Source organism: Bosea sp. 124 (assembly GCF_003046175.1).
Classification (GTDB): Bacteria; Pseudomonadota; Alphaproteobacteria; order Rhizobiales; family Beijerinckiaceae; genus Allobosea.
Genome location: NZ_PZZM01000001.1, coordinates 4,233,091 through 4,247,996, shown reverse-complemented (window position 1 = coordinate 4,247,996; position 14,906 = coordinate 4,233,091). Strand labels below are relative to the sequence as shown.

At 68.3% G+C, this 14,906-nt stretch carries 13 protein-coding genes and 2 tRNA genes; 11 read left to right on the top strand and 4 right to left on the bottom strand.

Annotation, left to right across the window (positions count from 1 at the left end; all coding sequences use genetic code 11):
- Positions 1 to 10: 10 nt before the first annotated feature.
- A complete protein-coding gene (locus C8D03_RS20190) occupies positions 11 to 2,062 on the top strand; it encodes a hydantoinase/oxoprolinase family protein (protein WP_108049108.1) in 2,052 nt (683 codons plus the stop codon).
- A 14-nt stretch (positions 2,063 to 2,076) separates the two neighbouring features.
- Entirely contained in the window at positions 2,077 to 3,768 is a 1,692-nt protein-coding gene (locus tag C8D03_RS20185) for a hydantoinase B/oxoprolinase family protein (RefSeq protein WP_210203946.1), read from the top strand.
- A 200-nt stretch (positions 3,769 to 3,968) separates the two neighbouring features.
- On the opposite strand, the gene C8D03_RS20180 is transcribed toward C8D03_RS20185, so the two are convergent.
- Positions 3,969 to 4,053, bottom strand: a tRNA-Tyr gene (locus C8D03_RS20180).
- 213 nt (positions 4,054 to 4,266) lie between these two features.
- On the opposite strand from C8D03_RS20180, the gene rlmB reads away from it, so the two are divergent.
- A complete protein-coding gene (gene rlmB / locus C8D03_RS20175) occupies positions 4,267 to 5,100 on the top strand; it encodes a 23S rRNA (guanosine(2251)-2'-O)-methyltransferase RlmB (RefSeq protein ID WP_108049104.1) in 834 nt (277 codons plus the stop codon).
- Positions 5,101 to 5,107: 7 nt separating this feature from the next.
- Here rlmB and C8D03_RS20170 read toward each other — a convergent pair whose 3' ends face one another.
- Entirely contained in the window at positions 5,108 to 5,647 is a 540-nt protein-coding gene (locus C8D03_RS20170) for a hypothetical protein (protein ID WP_108049102.1), read from the bottom strand.
- Positions 5,648 to 6,102: 455 nt separating this feature from the next.
- On the opposite strand from C8D03_RS20170, the gene C8D03_RS20165 reads away from it, so the two are divergent.
- The 7 genes from C8D03_RS20165 to C8D03_RS20135 all read left to right on the top strand — a co-directional run bounded on the left by C8D03_RS20165 (position 6,103) and on the right by C8D03_RS20135 (position 11,887).
- Complete coding sequence (locus tag C8D03_RS20165; protein WP_108051847.1) at positions 6,103 to 7,728, top strand: MFS transporter; 1,626 nt, start codon at positions 6,103 to 6,105, stop codon at positions 7,726 to 7,728.
- 312 nt (positions 7,729 to 8,040) lie between these two features.
- Positions 8,041 to 8,115 (top strand) — tRNA-Thr (locus C8D03_RS20160).
- Positions 8,116 to 8,276: 161 nt separating this feature from the next.
- Positions 8,277 to 8,702 carry a hypothetical protein gene (locus C8D03_RS20155; protein WP_108049100.1) on the top strand — a complete coding sequence of 142 codons (426 nt, stop codon included), beginning with the start codon at positions 8,277 to 8,279 and terminating at the stop codon, positions 8,700 to 8,702.
- Between the two features lie 135 nt (positions 8,703 to 8,837).
- Positions 8,838 to 9,821 (top strand): MBL fold metallo-hydrolase, encoded by a 984-nt coding sequence (locus C8D03_RS20150; RefSeq protein WP_108049098.1) that lies wholly within the window; start codon positions 8,838 to 8,840, stop codon positions 9,819 to 9,821.
- A gap of 180 nt (positions 9,822 to 10,001) precedes the next feature.
- Entirely contained in the window at positions 10,002 to 10,775 is a 774-nt protein-coding gene (locus tag C8D03_RS20145) for an NAD kinase (RefSeq protein WP_108049096.1), read from the top strand.
- A 136-nt stretch (positions 10,776 to 10,911) separates the two neighbouring features.
- Positions 10,912 to 11,313 carry a GFA family protein gene (locus tag C8D03_RS20140; protein ID WP_108049094.1) on the top strand — a complete coding sequence of 134 codons (402 nt, stop codon included), beginning with the start codon at positions 10,912 to 10,914 and terminating at the stop codon, positions 11,311 to 11,313.
- A gap of 166 nt (positions 11,314 to 11,479) precedes the next feature.
- Entirely contained in the window at positions 11,480 to 11,887 is a 408-nt protein-coding gene (locus tag C8D03_RS20135) for a carboxymuconolactone decarboxylase family protein (RefSeq protein ID WP_181301133.1), read from the top strand.
- A 44-nt stretch (positions 11,888 to 11,931) separates the two neighbouring features.
- On the opposite strand, the gene C8D03_RS20130 is transcribed toward C8D03_RS20135, so the two are convergent.
- Together C8D03_RS20130 and C8D03_RS20125 are read right to left on the bottom strand one after the other, a co-directional pair.
- On the bottom strand, positions 11,932 to 13,146 hold the full coding sequence (locus C8D03_RS20130; RefSeq protein ID WP_108049090.1) for a DUF2336 domain-containing protein: 1,215 nt from the start codon (positions 13,144 to 13,146) through the stop codon (positions 11,932 to 11,934).
- Positions 13,143 to 14,255, bottom strand: a complete 1,113-nt coding sequence (locus C8D03_RS20125; RefSeq protein ID WP_181301130.1) for a lytic transglycosylase domain-containing protein — start codon at positions 14,253 to 14,255, stop codon at positions 13,143 to 13,145. The genes C8D03_RS20130 and C8D03_RS20125 overlap by 4 nt, the downstream gene beginning before the upstream one ends.
- Positions 14,256 to 14,405: 150 nt before the next feature.
- On the opposite strand from C8D03_RS20125, the gene C8D03_RS20120 reads away from it, so the two are divergent.
- Entirely contained in the window at positions 14,406 to 14,903 is a 498-nt protein-coding gene (locus tag C8D03_RS20120) for a MaoC family dehydratase (protein ID WP_108049088.1), read from the top strand.
- The last annotated feature ends 3 nt before the right edge of the window (positions 14,904 to 14,906 follow it).

Genomic DNA, 14,906 nt, shown 5'->3' with positions numbered 1-14,906 from the left:
CGGAGATACTGTGACTGACGCTCCCTTCATCCGCATCGGCATCGACATCGGTGGTACCTTCACCGATCTCCAGATCCTGAACGAGACCACTGGCGCGCTTGCCAGCCTGAAGACGCCGACGACGCCGGAAGACCCCTCCATCGGCCTGCTCACCGGCCTGAAACAGGCGGGCGAGCGCTTCGGCTTCGCGCTGCCCGACATCCGCATCCTCCTCCACGGTACGACCATCGCCACCAACGCGGTGCTTGAGCGCAAATTCGCCCCGGGCGTGCTGATCACGACGGCTGGCTTCGAGGATGTGCTCGAGATCGGCCGGCACAACCGGCGCGACATCTACAGTGCCCGCCAGAAGCGGCAGGAGCCGCTGATCCGGCGCGACCGGCGCTTCGGCGTGGCCGAGCGCATGCGGGCGGACGGCACGGTCGAGACGCCGCTGGCCCCCGCGACCCTCGAGTCGCTGGCGGGAAAGATCGCCGCGGCGCAGCCCGGCAGCATCGCGGTCTCGCTCCTCAATGCCTATCGCAACGACGCGCACGAAAAGGCGCTGGCCACCTGGCTGGAACAGCGCTTCCCGGCCATCCCCGTCTCGTTATCCTCCGACATCAGCCCGGAAATCCGCGAGTTCGAGCGGACCTCGACCACAGTGCTCAACGCCCTGCTGCTGCCGGTCGTCGGCCACTACCTCGACCGGCTGAAGACCCGTCTCGCGGAGGCCGGCATCGTTGGACGGCTCCTGCTCGTCCAGTCCAACGGCGGTGTCTGCAGCGCCGAGGTCGCCAAGCGCCAGCCAGCGAGGCTGCTGCTCTCCGGCCCCTCGGGCGGAGCGCTCGCCACCTTGCGCATGGCGCAGGCGCTGGAGCGGCCGAACCTGCTCGGCGTCGACATGGGTGGCACCAGCTTCGACGTCTGCGTGGTCCGCGACGGAACGGTGACCCAGATGACGCAAGGCGAAATCGATGAACTGCCCGTGCGCCTGCCCATGATCGAGATCCGGACCATCGGCTCGGGCGGCGGCTCGATCGCCTCGATCGACGAGGCCGGGCGCCTGCGGGTCGGCCCCCGCAGCGCCGGCTCGCGCCCAGGCCCGGTCTGTTACAACCGCGGCGGCACGGAGCCGACCGTCACCGACGCCAACCTCGTCATGGGCCGCCTCGACCCGCGTTACTTTCTCGGTGGCGCGATGGCGCTCGATCTCGACCGCGCCCGCAGCGCCATCGAGACCAGGGTCGGCGAACCGCTCGGGCTGTCGATGACCGAGGCGGTCGACGGCATGATGACCGTGACCAACACCAGCCTCGCCGCAGCCGCGCGCCTCAGCCTGTTCGAAAAGGGGCTCGATCCGCGCGATTTCAGCCTCGTCTCCTTCGGCGGCGCCGGCGGCCTGCATGCCATTCCGGTCGCGGAGGAACTCGGCGTGTCCGAGGTCGTGTTCCCCGCCGACGCCTCGACCTTCTCGGCCTATGGCATCCTGTATTCCGACATCGTGCATGACCTCGCGCGCAGCCGCATCATGCCCGCGACCGCCGCCAGTCTTCCCCAGATCGCCGCCATGCTCGCCGAGCTTCGGGCTCAGGGAGAGGCGCTTCTGACCGAGGACGGCATGCCCGCCGAGGCGCGCCGCTACGCGGTCTCGGCGGACCTTCGCTACAAGGGGCAGGCCTCGGAACTCGTCGTGCCCTGGCCGGAGGCCGAGGCCACACCAGAGGCGCTCGCCCGCGTCATCGCCGATTTCCACGAGGGCCACGCACAGCGCTTCTCCTATGCCGACGCGAACGCGCCGGTCGAGATGGTGGCGTTGCGGCTTGCCGCCGTCGGCGTGCTCGCGGGCGGAACGGCCGACACCGCACCGGCCGCCGACTCGGGATCCTCGCAGGCAATGGAAACGCGCCCCGTCCTGCTCGATGGCGAATGGAGCGACGTCGCCGTGTTCCGGCGCAGCGCGCTCGCCAGCGAGATCGCCGGGCCCGCGCTGGTCGAGGAGGAATACACCACGATCCTGCTCACCGCCGGATGGGCCTGCGCGCCCGGCCCGATGGGCACCCTGATCGCCCGCAAGAACTGACCGGGAGACAAACGATGACAGCCTCCATGCCGCGCTCTCCCATGCCGCGCTCTCCCCTGCCAAGCCTCGCCACGCCCCCGGAACTCGGCCCCGTCACGATCGAGGTGCTGCGCAACGCCTTCACCGCCACCGCCGCCGAAATGGACGTGACGGTGTGGCGCACCAGCCGTTCGACTATCGTGCGCGAGATGCTCGACTACTCCACCGCCGTGTTCGACCGTGACGGCTACAACATCGCCCAGTCGGCCCGCATCCCCGGCCATCTCAACTCGATGAGCGCGGGCCTGCTCACCATCGTCCGCGACTTCCTCCCCCTCGACCGATGGGCGGAAGGCGACGTCGTCATCACCAACGACCCCTATTGCGGCGGCCAGCACATCCCCGACATCCTGGCCTATCGGCCGGTCTATGCGGAGGGGCAGCGCATCGCGATCGTGGGCACGCTCTGCCACCATCTCGACATGGGCGGCATGGCGGCCGGAAGCTACGCCGCGACCGCCACCGAAATCTTCCAGGAAGGGCTGCGCATCCCGCCGCTCAAGCTGGTGCGAGGCGGCGTGATGAACGAGGACGTGCTGGCGATGATGCGCCAGAACGTACGCCGCCCGGACATGCTGATGGGCGACCTCCAGGCGCAACTCGCCTCGCTCGCGGTCGGGCACGGCACGATGCAGCGGCTCGCCGCGCGCTTCGGGCCCTCGACCATCGTCGAGGTCTGCCGGCGCCTGCTCGACGGCTCGGAGCGGGCGGTGCGCGCCATGATCGGGCGCATCCCCGACGGGCGCTACAGCTTCGAGGATTTCCTCGACGATGACGGCATCGTCCCCGAGCCGATCCGCATTCATACGGCGATCGAGGTCCGGGGCGAGGAGATGACGGTCGATCTCTCCGGCTGCGGCAAGCAGGCGACGGGACCGATCAACGCCACGCTCGCCTCCTCGGGCTCGGCCGTCTACTACGCGGTGATGGCGATCGCCGACCGGGACATTCCGGCCAATGCCGGCTGCTACCGTCCGGTCACGGTGATCGCGCCCGATGGGCTGATCGTCAACCCGTCCCACCCCGCCCCGGTCGCCAACCGCGTCGCGGTGGCGCACCGGCTCGCGACGACGATGTTCGGCGCCCTGCACCAGGCCGTGCCGGGGCGCGTGCCGGCGGCCTATTACGGCGTCTCCTATGTCTGCTCCTTCCAGACCATCGGCGAGAAGGGCGAGCGCGGCGTGCTCGTCGAGATCGAGATCGGCGGCACCGGCGCCTATGACGATCAGGACGGGCTCAGCGCCTATTCCTACGGCATGCACAACAATGCCTCGATCCCGATCGAGATGATCGAGGCCGATGTGCCGCTGACGGTGACGGGCTACGGCCTGATCGACGGGTCGGGCGGCGCCGGTCGCCATCGCGGCGGACTCGGACTTTTCCGCGAATGGCGGGTGGATAGCCCTGCTGCCGTCTTCACCGCCAATCTGGAGCGCTTCAAGTTCCAGCCCTATGGGCTGGAGGGCGGCGAGCCGGGCCGGGCCGGCAAGCTCTATCTGATCCGCAATGGAACGCGGGAATCGCTCGGCTCGAAGATCAACAACCTGCCGCTCGTGCAAGGCGACATCATCAGACTCGAAACCTCCGGCGGCGGCGGATATGGCCCGGTCGACCAGCGCAGCGCCACCAAACGCGAGCACGACCGCATCTGCGGCTACGCGGGCTGAGGCGCCTGCGGGTCGGTCGACCTTTCAGATACCCCGGGGCAGGATGGCCGTCTTCCACGCCCGCATGGCAGCCGCGAGACGCTGACGCGCCAGGCAAAGAGCCTGCTGGTGGCGGAATCGAACGCCTGTTCCCGCACCGAGGCATCCGGTGCGGGAACCGGCGCCGTTTCCGACGAGAAATCAGGTACTTAGAAAAAGGGTGGTGGGGGAAGCAGGACTCGAACCTGCGAAGGCATAGCCAGCGGATTTACAGTCCGCCCCCTTTGCCGCTCGGGACATTCCCCCGCCCGCGCCGCTTGCGGCCAGGCCGCAGGCGATCTCCCGTGTCACTTGCGTGACGGCGACAGGCGCGGCCGGACTTATGGTGACGGGGCCGCGCCCTGTCAACGGCAAAAAGCCTCCTGCCCCATGGGCATTGCGCCTCGTCCCGGCAATTCCATGCTGGTCAAGCCGGGGTTGTCATGTCAGGGCATGCGTCAGCGACCGAGGAGAAACCCCATGCCTGCGCCGTTTCGACCCAAGCCGGACCGAAGCGATCGGCCGCGCCACAAGGGCCCGCATGGGGACAGCCCGCGCCAAACCAGCCCGCGACGCGCCGACGGCACATTGCACCATCGCCCCGGCGACATCGACGAAGCCGTTCTCTACGGCGTCCATCCCGTGATCGAGGCGCTGCGCAACCCCAAGCGGCGCCATCGCCGCCTGCTCGCCACCGAAAACGCGCTGAAGCGGCTTCAGGAGGAGATCGGCGAACTGCCGCTGCAGCCCGAGATCGTGCGCCCGTCCGAGATTGACCGGCTGCTGACGCCCGATTCGGTTCATCAGGGCCTCTATCTCGTCTGCGACCCCCTGCCCTCGCCCGATCTCGACAGCCTGCCCGACGATGCGGTGGTGCTGGCGCTCGACCAGATCACCGACCCCCACAATGTCGGTGCCATCCTGCGCTCGGCCGCTGCCTTCGCCGCGGCCGCGGTGATCGTCACCATCCGGCACTCGCCCGCCGCGACCGGCGTGCTGGCGAAATCCGCCTCGGGCGCGCTCGAGCATGTGCCGCTGATCGCCGTGCGCAATCTCGGCGACGCGCTCGACCAGCTCGGCAAGCGCGGCTTCCAGCGCATCGGCTTCGATTCGGACGGTGACGTCGCCTTCGACGACGTCACCCTCACCCGGCCGCTGGTCATGGTGATGGGCGCCGAGGGCAAGGGGCTGCGCCAGCGCTCGCGTGAACTCTGCGACCAGGTCGCGCGGCTGGAGGTGCCGGGCACCATCACCAGCCTCAACGTCTCGAATGCGACCGCGATCGCGCTCTACGCCGCAAGCCGTCGGCGCTGACCGCGTCTCAGCGGCCCGGCACGGTCAGCAGCAGCGCCCCGGTCTCGGCATGGGCGAAGCGGCTGCGCCGCCCCTGCGAAGGCTCCGGATCGCTGATCCGGATGACGCGCGTCGCCGGTCGGTCGCGGCGCCCCTCGAGCCGATAGATCGTCGGCTGCGGCGTCGGGGCGCGCAGAATGCCCATCCGCACCGGCATGGACTCGAACGAGTTGTGGTCGATCGCCTGCTGCCGGTCATCGCCGTCACTGCCGCGCTCATGCCATGAACGGCCGGCGGCAGGATCGATCCAGGGTCCGAGATAGCCGGCCGAGGTGAAAAGACCGCGTCCGGAGCGGCGCCAGTGGCGCTCCCCGGGAGCGCGAACCCAGGCATGACGGACGGCAGCCGTCCGGACGCTCCGGTGGTGAAGATTCGACGCGGCAGGGCCCAGCGATTTCGGCACTACGGCGACGCGCGCGGCTCCCGGACCGGCAGCTTCGGCCACAGCCATGGGCGCGAGCAGCGCCGTCAGCAGCAGGCCAAGGCGAAACGTTCTGGCGCACGACATTCGGCGCTCCTCCTCATCCGCATCCACAGGCCTCCGGGGGCAGACTATAGGCGGATTGCGCGGCTTGGGAAGCGTGGGCGGCCCGCCCTGCCAGGCCACCTCGCAAGTGCTCGGCAGGGCGACGCCGGCGGACAGCGCTGCCGCCCCTGGCGTCAGCCCGGTCGTCCGCAAAGCCTCGCGCGAGGACGCCGCGCCCGCATCCGCCGATAGTCGTAGAACGAAGTGTGCAAGACCAAGTGCCTGATTGCGCAGCGAACTTCCCCCGCGCATTGCTTTACGCCAGACGGCATTGCGGGGCCCCGGCTTCGCGTCCGGCTCGGCTGGCATCCCATCGACAGAAGACGGGACAGGCAACAGGCAGCGAGGATCGTCCCGCTGCCGGGGACAATCGCAGGGGAGACGACGCCATGAGCATGGCAGCAAACGCAACGGGGGCGAAGACCGCGCCGCGCCCCATGACCAGAGAAGAAAAGCGCGTCATTCTCGCATCCTCGCTCGGCACTGTGTTCGAGTGGTACGATTTCTATCTTTACGGCTCGCTGGCCGTGATGATCGGCGCCCACTTCTTCTCGGCCTTCGACGCCAACACCCGCGCCATCTTCGCACTGCTCGCCTTCGCCGCCGGCTTCCTGGTCCGTCCCTTCGGCGCGCTGTTCTTCGGTCGCCTGGGTGACCTGATCGGCCGCAAATACACCTTCCTGGTCACGATCGTGATCATGGGCGCCTCGACCTTCCTGGTCGGCCTGCTGCCCGGTTACAACTCGATCGGCTGGGCCGCCCCGGTCATCCTGATCGCGTTGCGCATGCTTCAGGGCCTCGCGCTCGGCGGCGAATATGGCGGCGCGGCGGTCTATGTGGCCGAGCACGCGCCTCCCGGCCGTCGCGGCTTCTACACCTCCTGGATCCAGACCACGGCGACGCTTGGCCTGCTGCTTTCGCTGATCGTCATCCTGGTCATCCGCGTCAACATGGGCGAGGCAGACTTCGCCGCCTGGGGCTGGCGCATCCCGTTCCTGCTCTCGATCTTCCTGCTCGGCGTCTCGGTCTGGATTCGTCTCCAGATGCAGGAATCCCCCGCCTTCCAGAAGATGAAGGAAGAGGGCACCGGCTCCAAGGCGCCGCTGACCGAGGCTTTCGGCCAGTGGAAGAACGCCAGGATCGCGCTGATCGCGCTGTTCGGCCTCACCATGGGCCAGGCCGTCGTCTGGTACACTGGCCAGTTCTACGCGCTGTTCTTCATCCAGAGCATCCTAAAGGTCGATCTCTACTCGGCCAACGTGCTGATCGCCTGGGCGCTGATCATCGGAACGGGTGGCTTCATCTTCTTCGGCTCGCTCTCGGACAAGATCGGCCGCAAGCCCGTCATCCTGGCCGGCTGCCTGATCGCGGCGCTGACCTATTTCCCGCTCTTCGGAGCCCTCACCCGCGCCGCCAATCCCGGCCTCGCGGCCGCGCATGAGAACGTCAAGGTCCAGGTCGTCGCCGATCCCGCCACCTGCGGCTCGGTCTTCGATCCGGTCGGCATCCGCACCTTCACCGCCCCGTGCGACATCGCCCGCCGCACGCTGGCGACGCAGGCCATCGTCTACACCCAGGCGCCGGCCCCCGCCGCGACCCCCGCCAAGGTGACGGTCAACGGCAAGGAACTCGCCATCGACGCGACCTTCGCCGCGACGGTCGCCAGGGAAGCGGTCGCGGCCGGATACCCGGCTCCCGGCGATGCCCGCATCGTCAAGACCGGCTTCTTCGGTGCGCTCTTCGGCGGACAGTCGCTGACGGTCATCGCGATCCTGACCGTGCTGATCATCTACGTCACAATGGTCTACGGGCCGGTCGCTGCGGCGCTCGTCGAACTGTTCCCGACGCGGATTCGCTACACCGGCATGTCGCTGCCCTACCATATCGGCAACGGCTGGTTCGGCGGCCTCCTCCCGGCGACCGCGTTCGCGATGGTCGCTGGCACCGGCGACATTTTCTACGGTCTCTGGTACCCGATCATCTTCGCCCTCGCGACATTCGTCATCGGCCTGCTGTTCGTGCCCGAGACCAAGGATCGCGACATCATGACCCATGAGAACTGAGCCCACCGCTCAGTCCTGATCGACCACCGGGCCCCGCCTTTTCGAAGGCGGGGCTCTTTCTTTGGCACCGACAGGAGAGATCGCCGATCTTGCTCTGACCGTTCGCGGCTGGTAACCGCTACGCGCAGGGAGGCCGGATACCAGTCCGCCCCTCCGCCCGGAGCGGCATATCGGCACCGGATTGGCTCAGCGAGCGAGCAGCGGCTTCGCGAGTGGAGGGCCTTGAGACAAGAAGGCGAATCGGATCATGCGCTTGAGACGCTCGTGACCCGAGCAAGTACCGAATAGGCACCGGCTTCGGTGTCCACAGGGGCCGGCGTAGCACAGCGGTAGTGCAGCGGTTTTGTAAACCGAAGGTCGGGAGTTCGATCCTCTCCGCCGGCACCAATTTCGCCATCATGTGAGCATTACAAGCCAGACGCGATTCATCGTCCCGACACCAAGCTGCGCGACAAGGATGTGCGCGACGCAGACGGGCGGGCGGCCTGCATCTTGCCTGACGAGGTTTTGAGGCAGACCCGCACCTCGCCCCGCAAAACAAAGCCATCATGCACAGACCTGAACATCTCCTTGCCCTCGCCGACCGCTGCGAAACCACCGGCAAGCCCGACCGGATGCTCGATGCCGACATCTATGAGGCACTGGGCTTCACCGTGCGGCGCAAGCCGAAGCATCTTGTCAGCCGCCGTGCTCCGGCCGGGGGCATCTACCAGCAGGGCTCGCTCTGGAAGGCGCTCGGCACCGTCAGCGCCGATATCGATGTGGCCGTCGGCCTGTTGCGGCAGAAAGCGCCCGACTGGAACTGGAGCCTGCAATGCCTGGCCGGCGAGAACAGCGCTGCCTTCCAGGCCCTGGTCGCCGAATGCTCGGCCAACGGCACCTGCGGTGCGCTGGCGCTCTGCGCCGCGATGCTGCGGGCCTTCGCCAGCAGCGATCTCGGCAGCCGCGCCGGCGCCCTCCTGAAGCCGAAGTGACGCGAAGCCGCCAAAGGGCGCCGCTCACGAAAACTTGACCCGAACCCTGACCCAGCGACAGCGACGAGCGGTTGAACCGGCCGCACCGGCCGCTAGGGTCTCGCGCAGGCTCCACCCGAGCCCAGGGAGAGAGAGATGACCCAAGTCGACCTGTCGCGCCGCGGCATGATTGCCGGCGCCGGCGCGCTCGCCGCTGCTGCCACTTTGGACCTGCCCGGGCTGAGCCCGGCCCACGCGCAAGGAACTCCCGTGAACCAGGCCCCCGGCTTCTACCGCTACAAGATCGGCGACATCACGATCACCGCCATCAATGACGGCTTTGCCAGGCGCCCGCTCGAGGGCTTCGTCCGCAATGCCGAACTCGGCGACGTCAAGAAGGCGATGGAGCAGGCCTTCCTGCCGGCCGACGCGCTGAACATCAGCTTCACCACGCTGGCGATCCAACAGGGCGGCAAGCTGACCCTGATCGACACCGGCAACGGCGATTCCGGTGCGCCGACCTCGGGTGCATGGGCCGGCAACTTCAAGGCGGCCGGCTTCGACGCGAAGGACGTCTCGACCGTGGTGTTCAGCCACTTCCACGGCGACCACATCAACGGCTTCCGCCTCAAGGACGGCACCGCCATGTTCCCCAATGCCGAGGTCATGGTGCCTTCGGCAGAGTGGGCCTTCTGGATGGACGACGCCAAGGCGAGCGCTGCGCCCGAGGCCATGAAGGGTGCCTTCGCCGGCGTCCGGCGCATCTTTTCGCCCATCGCCAAGGATGTGAAGCAGTTCGAGGCCGGCAAGGAGATCCTGCCCGGCATCACCGCGGTCGCCGCCCCCGGCCACACGCCCGGCCACACCGTCTTCGCGGTAACGTCGGGCGCCGGCAAGATGATGATCATGTCGGACACGACCAATCACCCGGCCCTGTTCGTGCGCAACCCCGACTGGTCGGCGGTCTTCGACATGGACGGCGCGCAGGCCGCCGCCACGCGGCGCAAGCTGCTCGACATGGTCGCGGCCGACAAGATGCAGGTTGCCTTCTACCATGCCCCGTTCCCGGCGACCGGCTACATCGCCAAGTCCGGCAACGGCTTCGAAATGGTGCCGGTGCAGTGGAGCACGGCGATCTGAGCGCGCCGCGCCGGATCGACGAAGAAACGAAGGCCGGGGGGCGACCCCGGCCTTTTTCATGTGGCCCTCTCCTGCCCCTTTTCCGGCCATCCCTTTTTCCGGCCGGCCGCTCGCGATCCTCCTGCCGCCCGTGCTAAGGCACGGCCTGCGCCGTTATGGCGCGCCGCTTCAGGACCAACGATGACCGAGCGCTTCCAGGCCATCTCCTTCGTCGCCAGCGAGACCCCGGAGGCGCAGGCCGCGCTGGCCAGGCTGACCGAGCGCTATGGCAATGCCGACACCGGGGTGGCCGACGTCATCGTGGCGCTGGGCGGCGACGGGCTGATGCTGCAGACGCTGCACCGCTTCATCGGCACGGGCACGCCGATCTACGGGATGAATCGCGGCTCGGTCGGCTTCCTGATGAACGAGTTCCGCGAGCGCGGCCTGCGCAAGCGGCTGACCGAAGCGCAACGCAGCGTCGTCCACCCGCTGTCGATGCTCGCACTCGACCAGGACGGCACGGAGGTCCACGCCGAGGCGATCAATGAGGTCTCGCTGCTGCGCCGCTCCTACCAGGCCGCCAAGCTCAGGATCTCGATCGACGGTCAGGTCCGTCTCGGCGAACTCGTCGCCGATGGCGTGCTGCTGGCGACACCAGCCGGCTCGACCGCCTATAATCTCTCCGCCAACGGCCCGATCCTGCCGCTCGACGCTCCCTTGCTGGCCCTGACGCCGATCTCCGCCTTCCGGCCGCGGCGCTGGCGCGGCGCGCTGCTGCCCGACCATGCCAAGGTAACGATCGAGGTGCTGGAGGCCGATAAGCGCCCCGTCAGCGCCGTGGCCGACCATATCCAGATCGACAATGTCGTCCGCGTCGAGATCGAGATCGACCGCAATGTCGATCTCGTCATGCTCCATGATCCCGGGCACAGCCTGGATGAGCGGATCCTGCGGGAGCAGTTCGGGTACTGAGGCCAGCCCGTGTGACGAGCGAACCTCGGCCTTGGCGAAGGCAACCGGCGGGCCCCCATTCTCCGGAACCGTCCCGGGCCGGGCGCCGTTGCTCTGCCGCCGATGGCGACGAAAACGCGGAACGCACGAGGTCACGATGAAATTGTCCGGTGGCTGCAACTGCGGACAGGTCCGCTACGAACTCGATGGCGAACCCGTCCGCGTCGGCATCTGCCATTGCGAGACCTGCCGGAAGCACTCCGGCTCGGCCTTCTCCTTCTTCGGAATCTGGCCGAGGGCCAGCGCGACCCTGTCGGGCAACCTTGCATGCTGGCAGAGCCGGGCGGGAGGGGATCGCTTCTGCCCGGCATGCGGCTCGTCGCTGTTTTGCTGGGCCGACGATTCGGACGAGATCGAAATCAAGCTCGGCACGTTGGACGACCCGCCCGGCGCGCTGCTGCCAGCCTATGAACTCTGGACCATCCGCCGGGAGCCCTGGCTGGCACACCTGAAGGGCGCAGAGCAGCACAGGCGCGATCGCAGGGAGGCCGGCGCCTGACACGGGGCAACTCGCACCATTCAGCAAGGGCGCAAGCAGACAGGGCCACGGTGCCGGTCTAGGCTCGCCCCGAAGCAAGCTTCACGATCATGCCAGAGGCGCCCATGCGCGCATGGGGTGAGCGGAAACGATGCTGTCTGACCCGCCGCGACGAGGATATGCCGCAATGACCAATGACGAGATCACCGAAGCTGCCACGCTGACCGGGAAAGCCAGCTTCATGGCGACATTCGGCCGGATTCCCGACAATTTCAGCCTGCTCTCCGAACACGCGCCCGGCGCCTTCGCCGGCTATGGCCTGATCCGGGCCGCGATCATGCGCGATCACGACGCGGGCGGCGCGCTCGACCTCAAGACGAAGGAATTGATCTTCGCCCTTCTCGACACCCTGATCGGCCAGAAGACCGGAGCCCGCAATCACGCCGCCGCTGCGGTCAAGCTCGGCCTGACGCTGCCTGAACTGGCCGAAGGCCTCGTCCAGGTCATCATGGCGGGCGGCATCACCACATGGAACGAGACGGGAGCCGATGTCATGAGACATTGCGTCCAGCTCGAAGCGGAGCGGGCCGGCTGATCGGGCAGCAGAGATCGGGCGTCAGCAGCCAAGGCGACGGCCGCTCACGCGGCCTGCCGCAGATCCCCGATCTCGAGTTCGACCAGCAGCGTCGGGTCGGTCTCGACGAGATAGGCGAAGGCGGCGTCGTCGGCGAGCGAATCCGCCATTGCCTTGGCTTCCTCGCGCGCGGCCTCTGCATCCATGCGGCGCAGCAGCCCCATCAGCGCGTCGGCCTCGGACCCGTCCAGCGTCTCGCAGGCGATCAGCACCTCGCGCAGCAGCGCGCGGTCGATGCCACGCCCTGTTCCGCCCGCATCGAAGCCGCGTGCGTTCAGCGCCACGATGGCGGCCGTGAAGGCGGGCTGGAGCGTGGCGGGCAGTCCGGCCTTGCGGTAGAGCGCTTTGAGGCCGGCGCCACGACGGTCGCGCAGCAGCGCTGCGACGCGCGCTTCCGGGAGATCTGACAAGGCCACGAAGGCGGCCTCGGCCAGTGCCGGCTCGCCGCTGAGCAGCGAGCGCAGCATCAGACCAGGCGTCAGCCGCCCGTTGACCCGCAGCACATCGACGATCGCCGGCGCGTCGCTCTCCTCGCCACCGGCGGCGAGAACCACCGCAACGCGCTCGGTCGCTTCGCGTGCCAGCCTGGCGCTGCGCTCCGGCGTCAGCCAGCCGCAGCCCGTGACGAAGCTCACCAAAGCATCTGAGACCCTGGACGCGATCGACTGCCGCAAACCCGCGGGCAGATCAGCGCGCTCGAGCAGCGCCTCGCGCAGCGCGCCGCAATCGCCGGCCCGCTCGACCATGCGCTCCAGCGAAAAATCGGGGATGTCGGCCGTGCGGTTGCCGGCCAGCGTCACCAGCGCCTCATCGCCGCCGACTTCGGCCAGCGCGGCGCAGACACCGGCCGGGAGATGCCGCCGCATCGCAATGGCACGCTGGGCGAGGATATCGCCGATCGCAGCTGCATCGACCAGATCGGCCTCGGTCAGGACCGGGGAATGGGCGAGCACGAGCGCTGCGACGTCGCTCTGGTCGGCGATCAGCCCAAGCACGAGATTGCGCGGCGCGCGCGGGGCCGAGGCCATCTCCTCGGCGATGGCGCGGCGCACGCGTGGCGACGGGTCGTCGATCAGCGAAATCAGCGCGGTCTCGGCCTCGGCGCGGTCGTCATCGGCCATGCCGGAACGCAGATAGGCACCGGCCAGCGCGGCTGCGCCATTGGCGCGGGCCTCGGCATTGGCGGTGCGGGCCCAGAGCAGGAAGCGGCGAACGATCATGTGCCGCTCCGCTGGATCATGAAGGAGGAGAGATCGAGCGGCGCCCGCCGCGCCCGCCCCGCAGGACGCTCCTGAGCAGCGGCCATGGGCTGGGTCAGCTCGACCGGGCGCGCGGGCGGCAGCGGTGCGCCGACCGCCTTCGCTGCCGATGCGCTCGACGCCGACGCGTTGGCCGCGGCGGCATCCGATGCCGTCGGCGCCGTGGCGGTGGCGTCGGATTTCGTCTGGCGCGGGAAATAGCGCTCGGCGGCATCGAGCGCGGCCGTGCGCGTCCCACCGGCGCGCGGCGTCGTCCAGAGATTGGCGACGGCCTGCGAGACCGGCGCACGCGAGCCTTCGGTTGAAAACAGGCCGATCAGCCCCTTGGCCCGTCCGGGCGACAGGGCCGCCGCGATCTCGGCCGGCTTGTCGCTCCCTTGCCCCGCGCTCGTTCCCTGAGCCGTCACGGCCTGACCGGAGGCGGTCGTCGCCGCGAGCTGCGTGTTGGCGTGACTGGCGGCGAGAACGCCATAGACCTCCTGCGCGCTGCGCGCCCGGCCGGTCTTGTCGAAGAAGATGCCGCGATTGGCTGCGGCCGCATCGGGAAAATCCTTGGCCGCGCTGCGGCTCGGATCGCTCGCCGCGGCGTGGATCAGGTCGGAGGCGCCGCGCGCGCCGAGCACATGCGCCATATAGAGCTCGCCGGCATGGGGCTGGCGCCCAAGCGCGCCCGTAAGCTGCTCGCGGTTCTTCTGGGTCAGCGCACCCGCCATCACGGCGGCGACCTGCGGGTCCTTGCGCAGCTCCAGGATCTTTTCGCGAGCGGCCGGGTCCGCCACGGTCAGGCGCCCACCGCCCGTCTCGCTGATCGCGTCGGCGTAGCTGGAGAGCCCCTGCTTCGGCCCCTCCTGCTTCACCATGGACAGCCAGGTCTGCTCGATGAACTGGAACAGGCCGGTCGCGCTTGATGTTTTCGCCTTGGCGTCTGGCTCCAGCGACGATTCCCTCTGGGCCGTCTTGAGAAGATAGTCGAAGCCGGCGCCGGTCTTCGCCGCGCCGTCGCGGATGGCGCTGACGACCGGGTTGGCGGGCTGGGTTTCGCGCGTCTGCGGGGTGGTGAACAGGAACATCGACACTCTCGGGCACGAACCTGCCGCAGGGGCCGGCCGCATGACGTTGCGGCGCTGTGTGGAGAGTGGCCCGGTTATGGTAAGCGAACGGTTAATCGGGATGAATCGCCGGAGCGGCGGAGCACCGCGACAGCGTCACGGAGGACAGCCATGCCAGAGCTGAAGCGCCACAAGCGCGGCGGAATCTACTTCGAGGATTTCGAGATCGGCGCCATCATCGAACACGGCCTGACCCGCACCGTGACGCAGATGGACAATATGTTGTTCTCCAACATGACCCTCAACCCGCAACCCCTTCATATCGATGCGCATTTCTGTGCGACCGAGACCGAATGGGGCCAGCCGCTGATGAACTCGCTGTTCACGCTCGGGCTGATGATCGGCATCTCCGTCAACGACACCACGCTGGGCACGACGATCGGCAATCTCGGCATGACCGATGTCACCTTCCCGGCCCCGCTCTTCGAGGGCGATACGATCAACGTCACCACCGAGATCGTCGCCAAGCGCGAATCGCGCTCGCGGCCCGATGCCGGCATCGTCGAGTTCCATCACCGGGCCTACAAGCAGGACGGCACGCTGGTCGCGCAGTGCCGGCGCCAGGCCTTCATGCGCCGGCACCCCGCGCCTGCCACCGTCGCGGTCTGACCG

Coding starts and splice junctions, on each gene's coding strand:
- C8D03_RS20185 (WP_210203946.1), top strand. CDS start 2,077: ATGACAGCCTCCATGCCGCGCTCTCCCATGCCGCGCTCTCCCCTGCCA.
- rlmB (WP_108049104.1), top strand. CDS start 4,267: ATGCCTGCGCCGTTTCGACCCAAGCCGGACCGAAGCGATCGGCCGCGC.
- C8D03_RS20170 (WP_108049102.1), bottom strand. CDS start 5,647: ATGTCGTGCGCCAGAACGTTTCGCCTTGGCCTGCTGCTGACGGCGCTG.
- C8D03_RS20165 (WP_108051847.1), top strand. CDS start 6,103: ATGACCAGAGAAGAAAAGCGCGTCATTCTCGCATCCTCGCTCGGCACT.
- C8D03_RS20155 (WP_108049100.1), top strand. CDS start 8,277: ATGCACAGACCTGAACATCTCCTTGCCCTCGCCGACCGCTGCGAAACC.
- C8D03_RS20150 (WP_108049098.1), top strand. CDS start 8,838: ATGACCCAAGTCGACCTGTCGCGCCGCGGCATGATTGCCGGCGCCGGC.
- C8D03_RS20145 (WP_108049096.1), top strand. CDS start 10,002: ATGACCGAGCGCTTCCAGGCCATCTCCTTCGTCGCCAGCGAGACCCCG.
- C8D03_RS20140 (WP_108049094.1), top strand. CDS start 10,912: ATGAAATTGTCCGGTGGCTGCAACTGCGGACAGGTCCGCTACGAACTC.
- C8D03_RS20135 (WP_181301133.1), top strand. CDS start 11,480: ATGACCAATGACGAGATCACCGAAGCTGCCACGCTGACCGGGAAAGCC.
- C8D03_RS20130 (WP_108049090.1), bottom strand. CDS start 13,146: ATGATCGTTCGCCGCTTCCTGCTCTGGGCCCGCACCGCCAATGCCGAG.
- C8D03_RS20125 (WP_181301130.1), bottom strand. CDS start 14,255: ATGTTCCTGTTCACCACCCCGCAGACGCGCGAAACCCAGCCCGCCAAC.
- C8D03_RS20120 (WP_108049088.1), top strand. CDS start 14,406: ATGCCAGAGCTGAAGCGCCACAAGCGCGGCGGAATCTACTTCGAGGAT.